The sequence below is a fragment of the Paenibacillus sp. Y412MC10 genome, assembly GCF_000024685.1.
GTDB lineage: Bacteria > Bacillota > Bacilli > Paenibacillales > Paenibacillaceae > Paenibacillus_AQ > Paenibacillus_AQ lautus_A.
The window spans coordinates 4107830-4123441 of the sequence record NC_013406.1 but is presented as its reverse complement, the minus strand read 5'-3'; the positions used below and the strand labels follow the sequence as shown (position 1 = coordinate 4123441).

At 49.8% G+C, this 15612-nt stretch carries 15 protein-coding genes; 11 read left to right on the top strand and 4 right to left on the bottom strand.

Features of this window, described 5'->3' with window-relative positions:
* Positions 1–12 precede the first annotated feature (12 nt).
* From GYMC10_RS17705 to nagA, 5 genes are all read left to right on the top strand, one after another.
* Positions 13–939, top strand: coding sequence for a hypothetical protein (locus GYMC10_RS17705; protein ID WP_015735788.1), 927 nt, complete (start codon positions 13–15; stop codon positions 937–939).
* A 259-nt stretch (positions 940–1198) separates the two neighbouring features.
* Positions 1199–2227, top strand: a complete 1029-nt coding sequence (locus GYMC10_RS17700; protein WP_015735787.1) for an alpha/beta fold hydrolase — start codon at positions 1199–1201, stop codon at positions 2225–2227.
* Positions 2228–2319: 92 nt separating this feature from the next.
* The gene (locus GYMC10_RS17695) at positions 2320–2793 is read left to right on the top strand and encodes a GlcG/HbpS family heme-binding protein (protein ID WP_015735786.1); all 474 of its coding nucleotides are present in this window, start codon (positions 2320–2322) and stop codon (positions 2791–2793) included.
* Positions 2794–3062: 269 nt separating this feature from the next.
* Positions 3063–3848, top strand: coding sequence for a DeoR/GlpR family DNA-binding transcription regulator (locus GYMC10_RS17690; RefSeq protein ID WP_015735785.1), 786 nt, complete (start codon positions 3063–3065; stop codon positions 3846–3848).
* Entirely contained in the window at positions 3848–5011 is a 1164-nt protein-coding gene (gene nagA / locus GYMC10_RS17685) for an N-acetylglucosamine-6-phosphate deacetylase (protein WP_015735784.1), read from the top strand. Before GYMC10_RS17690 ends, nagA begins: the two co-directional genes overlap by 1 nt.
* 141 nt (positions 5012–5152) lie before the next feature.
* Here nagA and GYMC10_RS17680 read toward each other — a convergent pair whose 3' ends face one another.
* The 3 genes from GYMC10_RS17680 to GYMC10_RS32305 all read right to left on the bottom strand — a co-directional run bounded on the left by GYMC10_RS17680 (position 5153) and on the right by GYMC10_RS32305 (position 6833).
* Positions 5153–6115, bottom strand: coding sequence for a metallophosphoesterase family protein (locus tag GYMC10_RS17680; protein WP_036660798.1), 963 nt, complete (start codon positions 6113–6115; stop codon positions 5153–5155).
* A gap of 356 nt (positions 6116–6471) precedes the next feature.
* Positions 6472–6651 carry an H-type small acid-soluble spore protein gene (locus tag GYMC10_RS17675; RefSeq protein WP_009592545.1) on the bottom strand — a complete coding sequence of 60 codons (180 nt, stop codon included), beginning with the start codon at positions 6649–6651 and terminating at the stop codon, positions 6472–6474.
* Between the two features lie 11 nt (positions 6652–6662).
* On the bottom strand, positions 6663–6833 hold the full coding sequence (locus GYMC10_RS32305; protein ID WP_015735782.1) for a hypothetical protein: 171 nt from the start codon (positions 6831–6833) through the stop codon (positions 6663–6665).
* A 147-nt stretch (positions 6834–6980) separates the two neighbouring features.
* Here GYMC10_RS32305 and GYMC10_RS17670 point away from each other — a divergent pair, with 147 nt between their 5' ends.
* Both GYMC10_RS17670 and GYMC10_RS17665 read left to right on the top strand, forming a co-directional pair.
* Complete coding sequence (locus tag GYMC10_RS17670) at positions 6981–7547, top strand: RNA polymerase sigma factor (protein ID WP_036660795.1); 567 nt, start codon at positions 6981–6983, stop codon at positions 7545–7547.
* The gene (locus GYMC10_RS17665; protein WP_015735780.1) at positions 7540–8844 is read left to right on the top strand and encodes a hypothetical protein; all 1305 of its coding nucleotides are present in this window, start codon (positions 7540–7542) and stop codon (positions 8842–8844) included. Before GYMC10_RS17670 ends, GYMC10_RS17665 begins: the two co-directional genes overlap by 8 nt.
* Before the next feature lie 192 nt (positions 8845–9036).
* Here GYMC10_RS17665 and GYMC10_RS17660 read toward each other — a convergent pair whose 3' ends face one another.
* Complete coding sequence (locus GYMC10_RS17660) at positions 9037–10638, bottom strand: hypothetical protein (RefSeq protein ID WP_015735779.1); 1602 nt, start codon at positions 10636–10638, stop codon at positions 9037–9039.
* Positions 10639–10769: 131 nt separating this feature from the next.
* Here GYMC10_RS17660 and GYMC10_RS17655 point away from each other — a divergent pair, with 131 nt between their 5' ends.
* The 4 genes from GYMC10_RS17655 to GYMC10_RS17640 all read left to right on the top strand — a co-directional run bounded on the left by GYMC10_RS17655 (position 10770) and on the right by GYMC10_RS17640 (position 15606).
* Entirely contained in the window at positions 10770–11825 is a 1056-nt protein-coding gene (locus GYMC10_RS17655) for a GntR family transcriptional regulator (RefSeq protein ID WP_015735778.1), read from the top strand.
* 196 nt (positions 11826–12021) lie between these two features.
* Positions 12022–13098: a GntR family transcriptional regulator gene (locus tag GYMC10_RS17650; protein WP_015735777.1), complete on the top strand. Its 1077-nt coding sequence runs from the start codon at positions 12022–12024 to the stop codon at positions 13096–13098.
* Positions 13099–13233: 135 nt separating this feature from the next.
* Entirely contained in the window at positions 13234–14619 is a 1386-nt protein-coding gene (locus GYMC10_RS17645) for an ABC transporter substrate-binding protein (protein ID WP_015735776.1), read from the top strand.
* Positions 14620–14712: 93 nt separating this feature from the next.
* Positions 14713–15606: a carbohydrate ABC transporter permease gene (locus tag GYMC10_RS17640; RefSeq protein ID WP_015735775.1), complete on the top strand. Its 894-nt coding sequence runs from the start codon at positions 14713–14715 to the stop codon at positions 15604–15606.
* Positions 15607–15612 lie beyond the last annotated feature (6 nt).

The following is a 15612-nucleotide window of genomic DNA, read 5'->3' as shown; positions in this document are numbered from 1 at the left end:
AGGAGATGTAGAATGGAATCTAATCAGAGAATCCGTTTGGCAATTGAAGAATCAATCCAATTCCTTGAATCTACTTCGCAATGGGAGACGGCTCACGGCGAGAACAGCCGCCATAAATGGGATGGCGCTTGGTGGCATATGGCCGCTCTATACGAAATGGGAGAGGTGAAGCTGATCCCGGAATCGGTTATCGCCAGGGCTAAACATCTACTCGAAACCAAGGTTTGGCGGACCTTCGTCATTACAGCCGATGACCAGCCAACCAAAGATAGTGACCGGTTGAAGATGGATTACTGCCATTGTGAACTTGCCGTATTCTATATGATTCTGAAAGCATATGGCTGTGATGTGGACACGGAGCTGCCCTGGATTCGTGAATGGCTCTTAAAGCATCAACTGCCAGACGGCGGATTGAACTGCGAGCCGGAAGCTTACATTCATTCAAAAAAAAGCTCTATCATTTCAACGCTTCCCCCGCTGGAAGCGATCTTATGGCATACAGACCGTGAATTCACCGAACAGGAAGCCGCTTTCTTAGATGAAGGCGCCCGGTATTTGATCGAGCATCGTCTAGTGTGTTCGAAACAGCATGGCGGCGTTCTGGATATGGATTGGCTGAAGCCGTGCTTTCCGCGTTTTTTTGAATATGATATCCTACGCGGGATGTCCTTCTTGGCAGAATGGTCCCGGCGCAGAAACAAAGCGCTGCCGGTCGACCTGTTTGTGGAAGGTGTGGAACGGTTGAAGATTTACATCGAAACGGATGGCTTGCGGATCGGCAGACAGGTCCATGATCCACATGGCCCTTGGGGCGGGCAAACCTTCCCCTTGTTAGAAGCTTTAGCCGGGCTGGGTGAGGTATCGCCTTATTTAACCGGACAATTGGATCGAGTTATCGAACGGTTGGGACCAGCATTTGCCTATGCACTAGTCGAATAGCCATTGCACCAGGAGTACACAGCCTTCATTCAAATGGGGAGGAACTCAACATGGTGCCAAATAAGTCGCGGACATCGCGGCTTTTTTTGTTATTAGCGTTGTTCTAATGTCGCCGATTTCTTCGACTCGGGTCTAGGTCCAATTCAGCCTCAGGAAGGATTTGGAGTAAACAAGCCTAAGGTACAATGAGATGTATGACATCCTACATTGAATCTTCAGCATTTACTTCAAACTTTTAGCAGAAAGGTGTCCTAAGATCATGAGAAAATTGAAAAAAATATTAAAAATTACCGGAGTAACCCTGATAGCGCTACTCATAACAGCCCTATTTTTCCCTACATGGACATCGTCCATCAAAGGCGAAAATAGTATTAGCATATTAGAACAAGTAGAGATCAATGGAAGCAAGCAAGAAATGATGATACGCGGCAATGACAAGGAGAATCCTGTGATTCTATTTGTACACGGTGGACCTGGAGCCCCGGAGATACCATATGTCGATACATATCAGGACCTGTTGGAAGCCCGATTCACGGTTGTTCATTATGACCAAAGGGCAAGCGGAAAATCCTATCATTTTTTTGAGGATTACGCTGATCTTTCATCGGAACTGCTGGTAAATGACTTATTGGCTATAACGGATTATGTTTCGGAGCGCCTGGGCAAAGAAAAGGTAATCCTCATGGGACATTCTTATGGCACGTACATTGCTGCACAGGCGGCCCAAAAGGCACCCGAAAAATATGAGGCTTACGTGGGGATTGGTCAGATGGGGGATACCGTAACAAGCGAGATCGACAGCTTGACCTACTTAATCAGCCAAGCTCAACAGGCTGGCAACGCGGAAGACGTCTTATATCTGCAAGGACTAACCGATAAAATCAAAAAGGGCGAAATGTTCACTCCACGAAATTATGTCATTCAATATGGCGGAGCTTCAAGACTTATTGACAGTCCCGACGGCAATAGTCTTGGGATGCTATTAAGCAGCGAGTATAACTTAATGGACGTTATTCGATATAACGTCGGAATATCTTTTTCTCAAAAGGTTTTGTTGCAGGAAGTTATAGAACATCCGCTGCCAACGCTTGTAACGAAACTTGAAATACCCTGCTACTTTATCATGGGCGATTATGACTATATGACGTCCTCCCATGCAGCAAAAGAATTTTTCGATAAGCTCGAAGCCGATCAGAAGGAGTTTATCGCGTTTGATCAATCTGCCCATTATCCGCAATTTGAAGAGAAGGAAAAGTTTTTTGTATGGGTGTCCGAGACATTTCTTTAATAAGCATTCCGGAAGTACTGGTAGTGGGCAATTCACCTATATAGGCAATGGCAATATAATGTAGTATTTCTTCTATGCAAAGGAGAGCTACCATGTACAAACTCACTTTAACTGCGGCTAAGAAGTTATTGGAAACTGCTGAACACCAAGCACGACAAATGGGTCTTAATTCTGATGTAGCGATCGTCGATGAAGGGGGGAACCTCATTGCTTTTCATCGGATGGATAACGCGAGAATAGCAGGCATCGATATTGCCATTGGCAAAGCGTGGACCAGCGTAGCGATGCAAATGCCGACGGCGAATTTAGCGCAATCTGCGCTTCCGGGCGGAGCAACATTTGGCATTAATACAACGAATCAGGGTAGAGTCGTCATCCTTGGCGGGGGGATTCCGCTCGTTCACGAAGGCAGGGTTGTCGGCGGCATTGGTGTAAGCGGAGGAACTAGCGCACAAGACATCGATGTAGCCAATGCCGCTGTGCAGGCGTTCGAAAATATGAGATATCAAGAAAATCAATATTTAAGTGCACGGATTGGTACAATCCAGCAGTCATTTACTTATTAACGGGTTCTATGCATCGACGGTAAGGGGGCTGCTTCAGGCAAGAAGGAGTCTATCTTCATCCAAGCTATGAGTAGTGACTTACATCACGATTACCGGAGCGGGAAATGTCGAAGAGCTAACATATGTCTACTAAAAAAACCATGATGATCGTGGTTTTTTTAGTTTTTATAATAACATGAATAAACTTACAAATACTTATTGTTTGTTATTAATTACTTATATATACTTATAAATATGATGTGAATGCTTAAACAGGGGAGGGATGAGATGTGTTCCAAGAGGAACGACTCGTAAAAATCCTGGATTATTTAAAACAACATAAAACGATGAGTGTTGGCGAGATCTGCTCGTTTTTTCAAGTGTCGCGGGATACCGCACGCAGGGATATTGTCAGATTAGTTCAAGAAGGAGTGGTTGTTCGAACACATGGAGGAGTAGCCTGGCCTGATCTGCAAAAGGAACTGACTTCTTATCAGGAACGACTTGTTGATGAGCCCGCGGGCAAGAACGTGATTGGCGAGCATGCCGCTAAACTGATTCGGGACCACGAAACGGTGTTTTTGGACGTATCTACGACCGTACAATTTGTTGCGGAGCATATTCAAGCGAAACATATAACAGCGGTTACGCACTCCATAGATAATGTAGGGATACTTTCCAAACGAGAAGATCTGAGCATCTACGTGCTCGGCGGTTATCTGCATACCCAAAATCGATTATTATACGGTCCTTCCGTCATCGATAAAATAAGTGAAATCCGTGCCGACAAAGCGTTCATCGGTGCAACGGCAATCCGGCCAGACGGACTCTATTATCCATATGAAGAAGATGTCCGGGTGAAGAGGGAAATGGCCCGGCGCTCGGATCAGGTCATACTTGTTGCGGATCATACCAAATTCACGGTGAAATCAAGGTTCAAGCTGGACTTTGATTATGTGGATATTATTGTAACCGATCAATTGATTCCCGTTGACATACAAGAAATATTAGACCAGAAAAATATTACGCTCATAGAATGCCAGACTCATAACCCACAGGACGGAGTTGAGCAATAATGAACAACAAAATCATTCAACATGTCAAAGTCCACCTACCTCATCGAATACTTCCTTCTGCAACGGTTTGGATTTCGAACGGAAAGTTGAAGAGAATAGAACCAACGCAAGAAATTGAAACCATCGAAGGCGATGATGAACGGATTGATGGAAACGGAATGTGGCTTATACCGGGGATGATTGATGTTCATATCCATGGGGCCAATGGCTATGACATGATGGACGGAACCGAGGACAGCATTCAAGAAGTGTCACGCTCTTGCGCGGCAACCGGCTGTACCTCGTTTCTGGCAACTTCCGTGAGTTCTACGATAGAGGATCTGATGAACATGATTCGCAGCGTAAAAGGTGTCATCGGACGAGAACAAGGGGCAAGGATCGCCGGCATTCATTTGGAAGGCCCTTATTTGAATCCGAAGCGTAAAGGGATGCAAAACGAGAAATATCTTCGCCACCCGAATCTGGAAGAAATGAAGTTGATTTTTCAGGAAGCGGGTTCGCTCATTAAAATGGTAACGATCGCCCCGGAATTGCCTGGAGGCTTGGAGCTTATATCCTTCCTGAAAGAGCAGGGCGTTGTGATCGCCGTAGCTCATTCCGATGCCACTTACGAGGAAGCAAAGCTGGCTTTTACAGCCGGAGCGAGTCATGTAACCCATTGCTTTAACGGCATGAGACCGATTCACCATCGAGATCCCGGACTGATTGTAGCCGCGTTCGAAGAACCGCATGTAAGCCTGCAAGCGATTGTCGATCAAGTCCATCTTCATCCGGCCATTGTCAGATTAATGCATCGTCTCAAAGGGCCGGAAGGCATGGTGCTTATTACGGATGCGCTTCAGGCGATGGGATTAGGTGATGGAAATTATATGTTTGGTGGTCATCAGGTCACCGTTTCCGAGGGGATCGCCAGGCTTGCGGATGGCACTTTAGCATCGAGTACCGTGACTATGAATGAAGCGTTGCGTCTGACCGAAGCCAACGGCATTTCGATGGAGAATGCCGTGCGCATGGCTTCAACAACGCCTGCCCATATTCTAGGTTTATATAGCAAAGGAAAAATCGAGGTCGGTTACGATGCGGATCTCGTTCTGATGGATGAACGGTATCAAGTGCAGTGGACGATGATTGAGGGTAACATTGTACCGATGAAGGACACGTAACTTCTTATTCACTACACGCAGTATCATACGACAGACAGGGGGCGCCCCAGGTCCATGGACCTTTTGGGGCATCCCCTTTTTTTTGTATCCAAAACTTTAACCGCCTTTTAGTGCGATCTAAATAGATACAGACAATTCAGTCTAAGTCGATTCGATCTTAAGAGCGCGCCCTTCGGGTAAATGCGCAGGCTGATCATGAACGATGGTTCCATCTTCTAGATGAAGCCATGTTTCAAAGCTCCGCTGGCCTTCCGTTAATTGGATCACCCTTGCTCCAGGTTGAAAAGGTCGATCCAGATAAGCATTGCGGGACGTACGACCATAACAAAGACGGATTCCATGCAGCGTCCCCCAGAAATCGTTCCCATGGTCATGGCCAACAAAAGTTCCCATGATATCGCCCATTTCCAGCATGGCTGCAAAAAATCCGGTATTGATGAGCGGTGCGCAGCAATAGGCGTCTAACTTCTGTCCGTAACAGACCGAGAAATCCCAGATGTCATTGTATTCCGGCAGAGGAATATGAAAGAAGCCGAGTGAAGGGAGGGGCTCACCTCCGTTTCGAGCGGTCAGACGATGAGACGCTTCCGTATACCATGCGATCTGACTTCGGCGTATCCAGTCATAGAGTCCAACCCGCATATGCTCAAGCGGTGAGTAGCTCCCCGAATCCAGAAAAAACAAGGCGGCAGCAGGCTGGTGAAGCCTATCCAAAATTTCAAGCACATAATTGCCTACCCCATGGACATTCGGCGGATCGGGCTGTGCATAACAATACCGATGTGATAGCTGGAGATAGTGCAGCTGCTCACGTGTCATTTCAGCAGCTTCGGAATCATGATTGCCGAATACGGCGGCCCATGGAATGTGCATTTCTTCGGGGACCGATACCGCATCTTTAAAAGCTTGAACGGGATTCGGACTTTTGTTGCTTGCAATGACATCACCGGTATAAATCACTAAATCCGGCTGTTCCTTCTCCAGTATTCTCTTCATCATGGCCTTCATCTGCAGTTCTTCCTCATCCGGTTCACAAAACTCCGTGTCGGTAAACTGTACGATCTTAAACGTGCCATTCGACTTAAAATGCAATGACTTTCTCATTTCGGCCAACACCCCTTATTCATTCAACCATCCGCACGGATCTTCATATGAACCATTACAGCGATTACGCCCCTAGCATAATGAGTCTGGTTGAAGCTGTCAATCGCCATTTGAAGCCGGATGAGAAGAAGTCACCAGGACAGCGGCATTCTCCGTTCGAACATGGATGTTCTATCAGGTTCCTATGAATACAGGCGCTCTGATCCCGACAACGAATACCATCATTACCCAAATCATCTGGGAGGAATAGGCGTGAATCATATTTCGTTTTAGCAATAAAAAAATCCCATCCGCTGAATCTGGATGGGTTTTTTTATTGAAGGTTTGAAGCGGCTATAGAGGGTATGTCTTCTATCTTACGGATGCTCCGTGAGACTGGATAAAGGGACGGTCATTTCCTGCTCCGAGTTGCCGATCGGATAGACCCGAGCGGTTTCATCCTCATTCACATGCTGGATATAAATGGGGGTATCCTGATAAGTTACATGTTTCATAATGGCCGATTCCGAAATTTCAATCGCTCTTTGTTTATTCATGACAATTCTCCTTATTTCGAAAGGTCATTCAATGGATCAGCCTGCCGGTTAGCGGCTTTTTTGATTTCCCGGTCCAAATTCGACGTTCCTTGAATTTCTTCGGCAGCCTCCATTTGATGATTGAGCTGCTGCTCGACTTGTCCGATCCCATGTGCTTCCTGTTGTTGTTTGCTCTTTGCCAAAATGATCCCTCCATGTGATGATATATCCATTGTAAAAAGCTGCATTACTACAATGCACCAATATGTATGAACCTATGCAAATTTATATAATTTCGGGAACTTTCATCGACCGTACGGAGTCTGTTTTGGTGAGGGGGGAGAACTGCTTTGAAGGAAATGCAGATGCAGCATTCCGCGGAGCTGAAAACTTCGGACATTCGGATGCTTATGGAATCCTACGGGGAGGACGTCTGGAACTATGCTTTCGCCATAACTAGAAACACGCACACGGCGGATGATGTCGCGCAGGATGTGTTTATTAAAGCCTATCAACATTTTGCTTCCTTTCGGGGGGAGGCTTCCGTCAAGACCTGGCTTTTGAAAATCACGCGCAACACCGCGCTTTCCTATCTGAAGCGAGCGTTCCTGCGCAGAGTGGTGCTGATGGGCGAGCAATCTCCCGGCACCGGGCAGAAGGGGGCCATGCGGACTCCAATTTCGCCATCAGCCGAAGCGGAATATTTGGAACGGGCAGAGGCCGATGAATTGTGGAAGCAGGTACTGAAGCTGCCAGCTAAATTTCGAGATCCGCTCGTGCTTAGTCTGCATCATCAGCTATCCATAGATGAAATATCCGCCATTACAGGCCTTTCGCCAGGCACGGTAAAGTCCAGAATTTACAGGGCCAAACAGAAGGTGGCCGCCGCATGGAAAGGAGCGATCGAGGATGAATGATTGGAGACCGGATTGGAATCGAAGGCTGGCTGATCCGCCATTTAAGAACCAGCGTTTCCGGATTGACATGATGGAGGCCGTGGAGGAACGTCTTCAGGTTGTTGAAAAGAAACGATTCCGCAGGGACTGGATCCGAACTATCGGTGCCTTTGTTCCCGTAGTGCTGCTCTTGTTCGGGGTTGGAATCTGGTTCGGTTACCAGGCCGTGCCTAACGGTAATCCGGTAAGCCCAAGTCCGGCTGTATCCAAGGGTGGGACGTTTCAATCCAGCTTCGTATCCGGGTCCGGAGGCGGTTTCGACTGGTGGAACCTTGCGGATCGAGAAGTCTCGCAGGAGAGCGACCGTACGATCGTGGCGCTGGCGACAGCGCTTTTGAAACGGGAGATCGGCATCTGGGGCGGCCCGACGCCGGACATCTGGGAGCATCCCGAGGTGAAATGGCCGCTTGAACGCTATGATGTGTCCAGTCCCTGGGTTTATGAAATATACGTAAACGAGATTACGACAGATGCTGAACAAACGGTATACAAGCTCCGTCTGCTGCTCCGGGATTCGATCCCTATGGTATATGAGGAAACGATAGATGTTAAGATTCGTAATGATACCCGCCGAATCTCGCAAATCCAACTAATAAGCACTGACGAAACGGGAACACCACGGGACGATTTCGAGGCTGGAGACGATCAAGGAACAACCGTTACTTTAAAGGAAGATGCAGCCTTGGATCTGAAGATTACGGGTACTCTGTTCAAAGAGGCAGGAACCATTCGTTCGATCAATGTTCAATATGGCGACACGGAACGAACCTTTGCAGATTGGAGCAGCGTGAGTAACGAATCCTATTATCCGGAAACCGCGATACTGTCCCCAGGCAGCAGCGGGAAGGAGAAGGATATACTGGCAATCGTTTTGACAACCGGTTACGGAACAGGGATGCGCGAATCCGCATTGAAACTTCTTACCGACGATCTCATCGAAGTGATGGCAGCCGACCCGGTCCTTGCGTCACAATCCAGACTAAGCTACCATATGACGGCGGAAGACGGGAAAAGGATATTTCAACTTACGTTGAGCGGCGTAACCCGCAGCTTTGAATACAAAGAGGAGGACGCCGGTTTTTGGCTGGACCAGCCCGCACTTGGCAGCATTGTCAGGTATTCCGTGGAAGAAAACACCCTCTATGCTTCGGTGCCAATCCAGGTATCGCCGGGCAACTTTCCGGCAGAGGTCCGGCTGCGCTATGAATACGACGGGACCACGTTTCTTGTGGCGGAGGCAACATTAGAGGAGATGTAAGAAGGGCGTGAAATGCGGGAACCATCATGATTGTCAGACTGACTGGGAAAAGAGAAAACTAAAAAGCCGCTAAGAGCGGCTTTTTAGTTTTCATTATTCGCTTTCATGGATTTATTAGCTGGCGTGTCCCTTTACGACAGTTTGCCAATGTTTGTTTGACCCGGATGGGATTCGGCAGAGAGCTGACCTCATTCAGTTCCGAAAAAACTCAACCTGATCGATATCTGCCCATTGGGAAGAGGAGGAGTTCGACACGTAAAACCCGATCGTTGCCTTGCCCGCCGTCACTTGGATATTCGAGATCGTGACAGGCGTCCACGCCGTCGTGACCGGGCAGCCCGTTTGGCGCATCCCGCCGCCATAGTCCTTCACTTCCATGACGCAGCTGTTCTGGCCTCCGCTGCTACGCATGCGGGCCCTCATCGTATACGTACCGTTATCGAGACCGGTAATGGTCTGGCCGACGTAGGCGGTTGCAGGCCCGCTCGTGCCCGCAAGTCCAACAAAGTAAGAGCCTTCCGCCGCGGGAAGCCCGACGCCGTCATTGGCTCCGTGAATCAGGATGCGGTTCGGGTAATCGTCGCCGTACGTGGTCCAGCCAGCTACGTTCGCCGTTTCAAAGCCGGGATTGTTAACGAGATTCGTCTGCGAAGGAGTAACGGTATAGCCAAAGCGCAGATAGATTCCGCTAACCGGATCAGTCGCGCTCGTCACGGCTGCGACGCGGGTCGAATCGACGGTCATCAGGGAGTTCCAATTGGAAGACTTCGTATCGGATACCGGAAAAACGTTGGTTTTGTACTGCCATGTCGCACCGTTGTCGGAACTGATCATGGTAAACATCGAAGTGTAGGGATCCCCTGTATTGGCGCTGCTCTCATCGGTTTGGAATGCGGCCATCAGACGGCCGTCGGGAAGTGTTACGACAAAAGGAGCACCGGCTTTTTTGCCGTTGCCGACCGGCACGTACAGCGTTTGGCGCGGAACCGACCAATTCAAGCCGTCCGGGGATATTTTATATTTAATGACAAAAGGGTGTCCTGCGACGTCGGACGCTTCGAATACGGTCATATAGCGGCCGTCTTGCATCCGCGTGATGACCGGCATGCCATCGCGAGAACCCGCGGCAACGCCGTCGCTGACCGTAATTCGGCTGCCCCAGCCGCTTCCGTTCCACGTTTTCATGTACAAATTTTGCCGCCCGGTCGTACCTACCGTCGCCGGATTGTCATCTGCATAAAGGACGGCTATCGTGCCGTTAATCATTTCCAAATGCGGCTCCCACAGACCTTTAAAACTGGAGGCGGTTGAACTTCCGATCAAGCCGCCCGGCAAATCGCTCCAAGTATACCCGCCGTCGACGCTCCGCCGGACGTTTAGCTGGATATCATAGGTCGAGCCGTTCTGCACGACATGACGGTAGGCTAACCAAATTTCTCCGCTCGGCAGCCTCATCATCTGTCCGTTCCCAACATTTCCAGCGCTCCTTGAGACGGCCGTAGCCGGATTGCTCCAAGTGTAGCCGCCGTCCTGCGTCCGGGAGACTACGATACGCGTGTTCCCACCACCGGCGTTGGTGTCAAACGATACGAGCCATTCGCTCGGCGTTAGCTTGAGCAGCCGAGGATACCATACGCCGCCTGAAGGCGGCGTATAGACTGCAATCTTCTGCGAAGCCCATGCCATACCGGATGAGGCCGCATGAGCCGGCGACAACGGAAATGACGTTAAAGCAAGCGCAAGCATCACGATAAAGGCAAGCGGTCTCTTCCAAAAGCGTTTGTTCCGTTCCATAAGCAACAATCCTTCCAATCCAGATTAGAAAGCGCTTTCTAAATTGGATTGTATCGCAGTTAGTATAAATTAAGATATACTAAATATATATTATTTTTCAGTTTGGACAGTCGTAAAAAGCGAGGTATGACATGGAGCATCCGTTATATAAACAAATACAGAACGATATACGGCGCAGTATTCAGAGCGGCGAGCTTCCGGCAGGTGCCTTGGTACCGTCGGAGAAGGAGCTGGCTCAGCGGTACGGCGTAAGCCAGATCACATCCAAAAACGCGCTCAACGGTTTGGTGGAGGAAGGTTTTCTGGTGCGTTACCGGGGAAAAGGCACCTTTGTTAGGGAGCAGGGCTCTTCGGAAGGACCGCAGCCCCGGACGGATATGAAAAAAACGATTGCGATCATATTGCCAACGATGAAAACCAAGATCGACCAGCAGCTGCTGGACGGCCTGGAACGCTACTGCGCGGAAAGAGAATATGATCTGTTGATCCGTATCTCACGCGAATCGCAGGAGGAAGAATCCCGGGCGATCGAGCAGTTCCGGGAACGGGGAGTCGATGGCTTTTTGATATTTCCGGTCGAGCAGGAAAGCTACAATAACGCCATTTTGCGTTTGTCGCTTGATCAGGTCCCCCTGGTGCTGGTCGACCGTTTTTTGAAGGAGATCCGGACCTATAGCGTCAGCTCTGATAATTACGAGGGCGTACGCGAAGCCATATCCGGTTTGCTTGCGACGGGGCACAGGCGCATTGCCTTCCTGTCTCCGGAGATTACGAATTCGGTTACGGACGAAAGAGCCAAAGGCTTCGAAGCCGCATTTCTGGAGCAGGGCTTGCCGATAGACAAAAGGCTATGGTGCTTGCTGGATTTGGTTACGATTCAGGAGGGACACGGACCGCAGGAGGTCCTTCGTTTTCTGCAGGGCTGCAGTGATGTAACCGCGGTCTTTTGCGTGAATGCGGAGCTGGCCCGCTATGCCCATTACGCCATGCGGGAAATTTGGCCGGCGACGGAGAGCAAACCGCAGCTCGCCGCCTTTGACGATCCGGATATTGAAGGCATTCCTTATATCCGGCAGCAACCGGATGAAGTATCCCGGCGTGCCGTCGATCTGCTGTCGGAACAGCTGGCCGGTAAGCACGAGCCTCGAAGGGAGGTCGTCCCGGTCCAATGGATTTGGCCGGAATGATCCGTTCATCCAGGATACTGGCTTGATACACAGGAGAAATATCATCGTGAAAACGGTCTGAACTTCGTTCAGCCGTTTTTTTTCGTATATTTTGAGGCAAATCACGGGTTTGTACAGTTTTATATTTACATTTCGAAAGTTATATTATAATAATATACTAAATATACTATTTACAATATAAAGGTTGTGATGCGCGTTGAAATCGTTGCCGCTATATAAAAAAATCCAGGAAGACATCAAGCGGCTGATCGCCATCGGCAAGCTGCGGGAAGGGGACCGGGTCCCTTCCGAGAAGGAACTGTCTGAACGTTACCGCGTCAGTCAAATTACAAGCAAAAACGCGCTGGTCGGACTCATGGAGGAAGGTTTGCTCGTCCGGATCCAGGGCAAGGGTACCTTCGTGATGAGCAGGCCGGAGAACGCTTCCGCACTCGATCAGTTAGGCGAATGGACGGCAGGTCCGGGCAGAAGCGGACGGATCGGACTCGTACTGCCCACGATGAAAACGAAAGTGGACCAGCGATTTTTGGACAACATCGAGAAATATGCCACCGCCGCCGGCTTTGAGCTGATGCTGAGAATTACGCGAGAATCCCAGGTCGAGGAGTCCAAGGTCATCTCGTCCTTCTTGAACCAGGGGGTGGACGGCATCATCATCTTTCCGGTTGAAAACGAGACATACAACGATTCGATTTTAAGGCTGTCGCTGGACCGTTTCCCTTTTGTCCTGATCGACCGGTTTTTGAAGGAAATCAAGACGTACAGCGTAAGCTCGGACAACGTCAACGGGACAAAGGAAGCCGTGGAGTATTTAATTAACAATGGCCATTCGTCGATCGCGTTCATCTCACCGGAGATTACGAATACCGTGACGGACGAGAGAGCCCAAGGGTTCGAGCAGGCTTTTCTGGAACGCGGGATGTCGATCGACAAAAGCTTATGGTGCCTAATCCCGTTGGAGGAGATCGCCTCGGGCAACTCCGTCGATAAAATCAGGGAGTTTTTAGACGGCAATCCCGAAATTACCGGCATCGTTACGGCCAATACGGAGCTATGCCGAAGTGCATATAAAGCGGCGGTTGCATCCCGTAAGCGCGTACCGGAGGATCTGGAGCTGATTACGTTCGATCCGCCGGATCTGCCGCACGTGCCGTTTATCCGTCAAAATGAAGAGGAAATGTGCCGCCTGACCGTAGAGCTGCTGATCGAGCAAATTGAAGGAGCCTTTGAGGCAAGAAGGATTATGGTGCCGGTCATGCTGGTAAACGAATGAAAGGTTCGTCCGTGAAGCCACTGAAAACCACTAATTTTATAATAAATATAGTATATAAAATTATAATAATATAAGTTATTATGATTCCGTAAAGCGCTTACAACCAAATCATTTGTTAAAGAAGAGGGGGATCGCATGAAAACGAAAAGCAAATTTGCAGGTATGTTGATGCTGCTGCTGGTGTTTGCGTTATCCGCTTGCAGCGGGGGCAGCAACGGAACAAACGGAGGGACTGCTTCAAGCAACCCGGACGCGTCGAAGCCAGGTCAGGAAGCGTCCACCGGTACGGACCAGAAGGAACCCGTCACGATTGAGTTTATGGGCCACGGCAATCCGAACGAAAAAAAGATTTTCGAAAAGCTGATCGCTTCCTTTGAGGAGAAGTATCCGCACGTCACGGTTAAATACACTTCGGTGCCGCCGGGCGAATACTCGCAGAAGATGACAACGCTGATCAGTTCAGGCAAAGTGCCGGACGTATTCTATGTCGGCGGTCCGGAGTTTTACCGTTTCGCCGAAGCCGGCACCCTTCTCAACATCCAGTCATACCTGGATCAGACGTCGTTGTTTAATCCCGATAACGTATGGAAGCAGGCCATGGACCGCTATCGTTTTGACGGCAGTAAGGTCGGGGCGGGCGATTTGTACGGCCTGCCGAAGGACGTAGGTCCGTGGGCTTTCGTATACAACAAGGATTTGTTTGACGATGCGGGCGTGCCGTATCCATCCGCCACGGCTGGAGAATGGACCTGGGACGACATGCTGGAAGCTGCCCAGAAGCTGACGGTCGACAACAACGGCGACGGAAAGCCTGAACAGTATGGTGTAGGCGCTTACAGTCTGGAATCGGCGGTTTGGGGCAACGGCGGCGAATACATCGATTACGCCACCGGCACGGTAAAGGTCAACGAGCCCGCATTCTATGAGGCGATGCAATTTGTTGCCGACCTGAACTTGAAGTATAAGGTCAGCCCGAATCAGGAAGCCGAACAAGCGATGAATGCGTATACGCGCTTCATTAACGGCCAGCTAGGCATGTTTGCGATGGGTCCGTGGGATCAGCCGGCATTTTGGGAGCTGCCTTTCGATTGGGATATTGCGGCATGGCCGGCAAGCCCGAACACGGGACAAACGGCGACCTGGCTCGGCTCAATGGGATTTGCCGTATCGGCAAAATCCAAGCACCCGCAGGAAGCGTTCGATTTGGCCGCCTTCTTATCGCTGGATGAGCAAGGCCAGCGCGAAAACTACCAGCTCGGCCAGGCGGTTCCCAACCTGATCAACATGGCCGAAGGCGAATTTAAGGAAATGGACAAAGGGCCGCAGACGCGCCAAGTCTTTCTGGACATTATCCAAGATTACGGACGACCAAACGTTATAGCTTTCTCCAAGGATACGCAATGGATGGATACGTTCAATCAGAACGCGAGTAAAGTATGGAACGGCGAGATGTCGGCCAAAGACTTTACGGCCCAAATCCAGCCGAAGATGCAGGAGCTGTACGACAAAGGCAATAAATAATGAAGCAGGCGGGGCGCCAGCCATGGATATCGGCGCCTCCCGCCGTATCAAGACGTCCTGATCAATCGAATACTGGCGAAGGTGGAATGGAATATGGGTACCAAGCTTGGCGGGTATCGCAGAAGAGAACTGGCATGGTTGTATCTGTTCGTCGCTCCGCCGGTTCTCGGGTTTCTTTTGTTCGGCCTTGTGCCGATCTTGTTCTCCATATATATCAGCTTTCACAAATGGGATATGCTATCCGATCCGCAGTGGGCGGGACTCGCAAACTATAAGGATCTTATGGGCGACGAGAAAGTGTACAAATCGATGTACAATACGATTTATTTAATGATCGGCATTCCGATCGGCATGGTGCTCTCGATGCTGCTGGCCATCCTGATGAACCGTAAATTCGCCGGCATCTCGTTCATGCGCACGATCTATTATCTTCCGGTCATTTCGCCGGTCATCGCCGTATCGCTGTTGTGGCAGTGGATATTAAATCAGGATTACGGCTTGCTCAACAATTTTCTGTGGGAAACTTTCGGCATTGCCGGCCCTAACTGGCTGGGTAAGCCGGAGTGGGTGAAGCCTTCGTTAATCCTGATCGGGCTTTGGAGCGGCATCGGCGGAAACATGGTGCTGTACCTTGCAGGACTGCAATCCATCTCCTCGACGTATTATGAAGCCGCGGAAATCGACGGCGCTGGCGCATGGCACAAGCTGACGCGGATTACCATCCCGCTGCTCACGCCTATTCATTTTTTCGTCGTGGTCATGGGCATCATCGGGGCGTTCCAGTCGTTCAGCCAAATTTACGTGCTGGCGGTAGACGGCGGGCCTGAATATAGCGGGGCCACGGTGGTCTATTATATTTTCCAGCATGCGTTCCAGTACTTTAACATGGGTTATGCAAGCGCGGTTGCCTGGGTGCTGGGCATTCTCATCTTTGTTGTCACGCTTATACAATTCAAGCTTTCCAATCGCTGGGTTTACCAAGACTAGGGGGGA

Coding starts and splice junctions, on each gene's coding strand:
- GYMC10_RS17705 (WP_015735788.1), top strand. CDS start 13: ATGGAATCTAATCAGAGAATCCGTTTGGCAATTGAAGAATCAATCCAA.
- GYMC10_RS17700 (WP_015735787.1), top strand. CDS start 1,199: ATGAGAAAATTGAAAAAAATATTAAAAATTACCGGAGTAACCCTGATA.
- GYMC10_RS17695 (WP_015735786.1), top strand. CDS start 2,320: ATGTACAAACTCACTTTAACTGCGGCTAAGAAGTTATTGGAAACTGCT.
- nagA (WP_015735784.1), top strand. CDS start 3,848: ATGAACAACAAAATCATTCAACATGTCAAAGTCCACCTACCTCATCGA.
- GYMC10_RS17680 (WP_036660798.1), bottom strand. CDS start 6,115: ATGAGAAAGTCATTGCATTTTAAGTCGAATGGCACGTTTAAGATCGTA.
- GYMC10_RS17675 (WP_009592545.1), bottom strand. CDS start 6,651: ATGAATAAACAAAGAGCGATTGAAATTTCGGAATCGGCCATTATGAAA.
- GYMC10_RS17665 (WP_015735780.1), top strand. CDS start 7,540: ATGAATGATTGGAGACCGGATTGGAATCGAAGGCTGGCTGATCCGCCA.
- GYMC10_RS17660 (WP_015735779.1), bottom strand. CDS start 10,638: ATGGAACGGAACAAACGCTTTTGGAAGAGACCGCTTGCCTTTATCGTG.
- GYMC10_RS17655 (WP_015735778.1), top strand. CDS start 10,770: ATGGAGCATCCGTTATATAAACAAATACAGAACGATATACGGCGCAGT.
- GYMC10_RS17645 (WP_015735776.1), top strand. CDS start 13,234: ATGAAAACGAAAAGCAAATTTGCAGGTATGTTGATGCTGCTGCTGGTG.
- GYMC10_RS17640 (WP_015735775.1), top strand. CDS start 14,713: ATGGGTACCAAGCTTGGCGGGTATCGCAGAAGAGAACTGGCATGGTTG.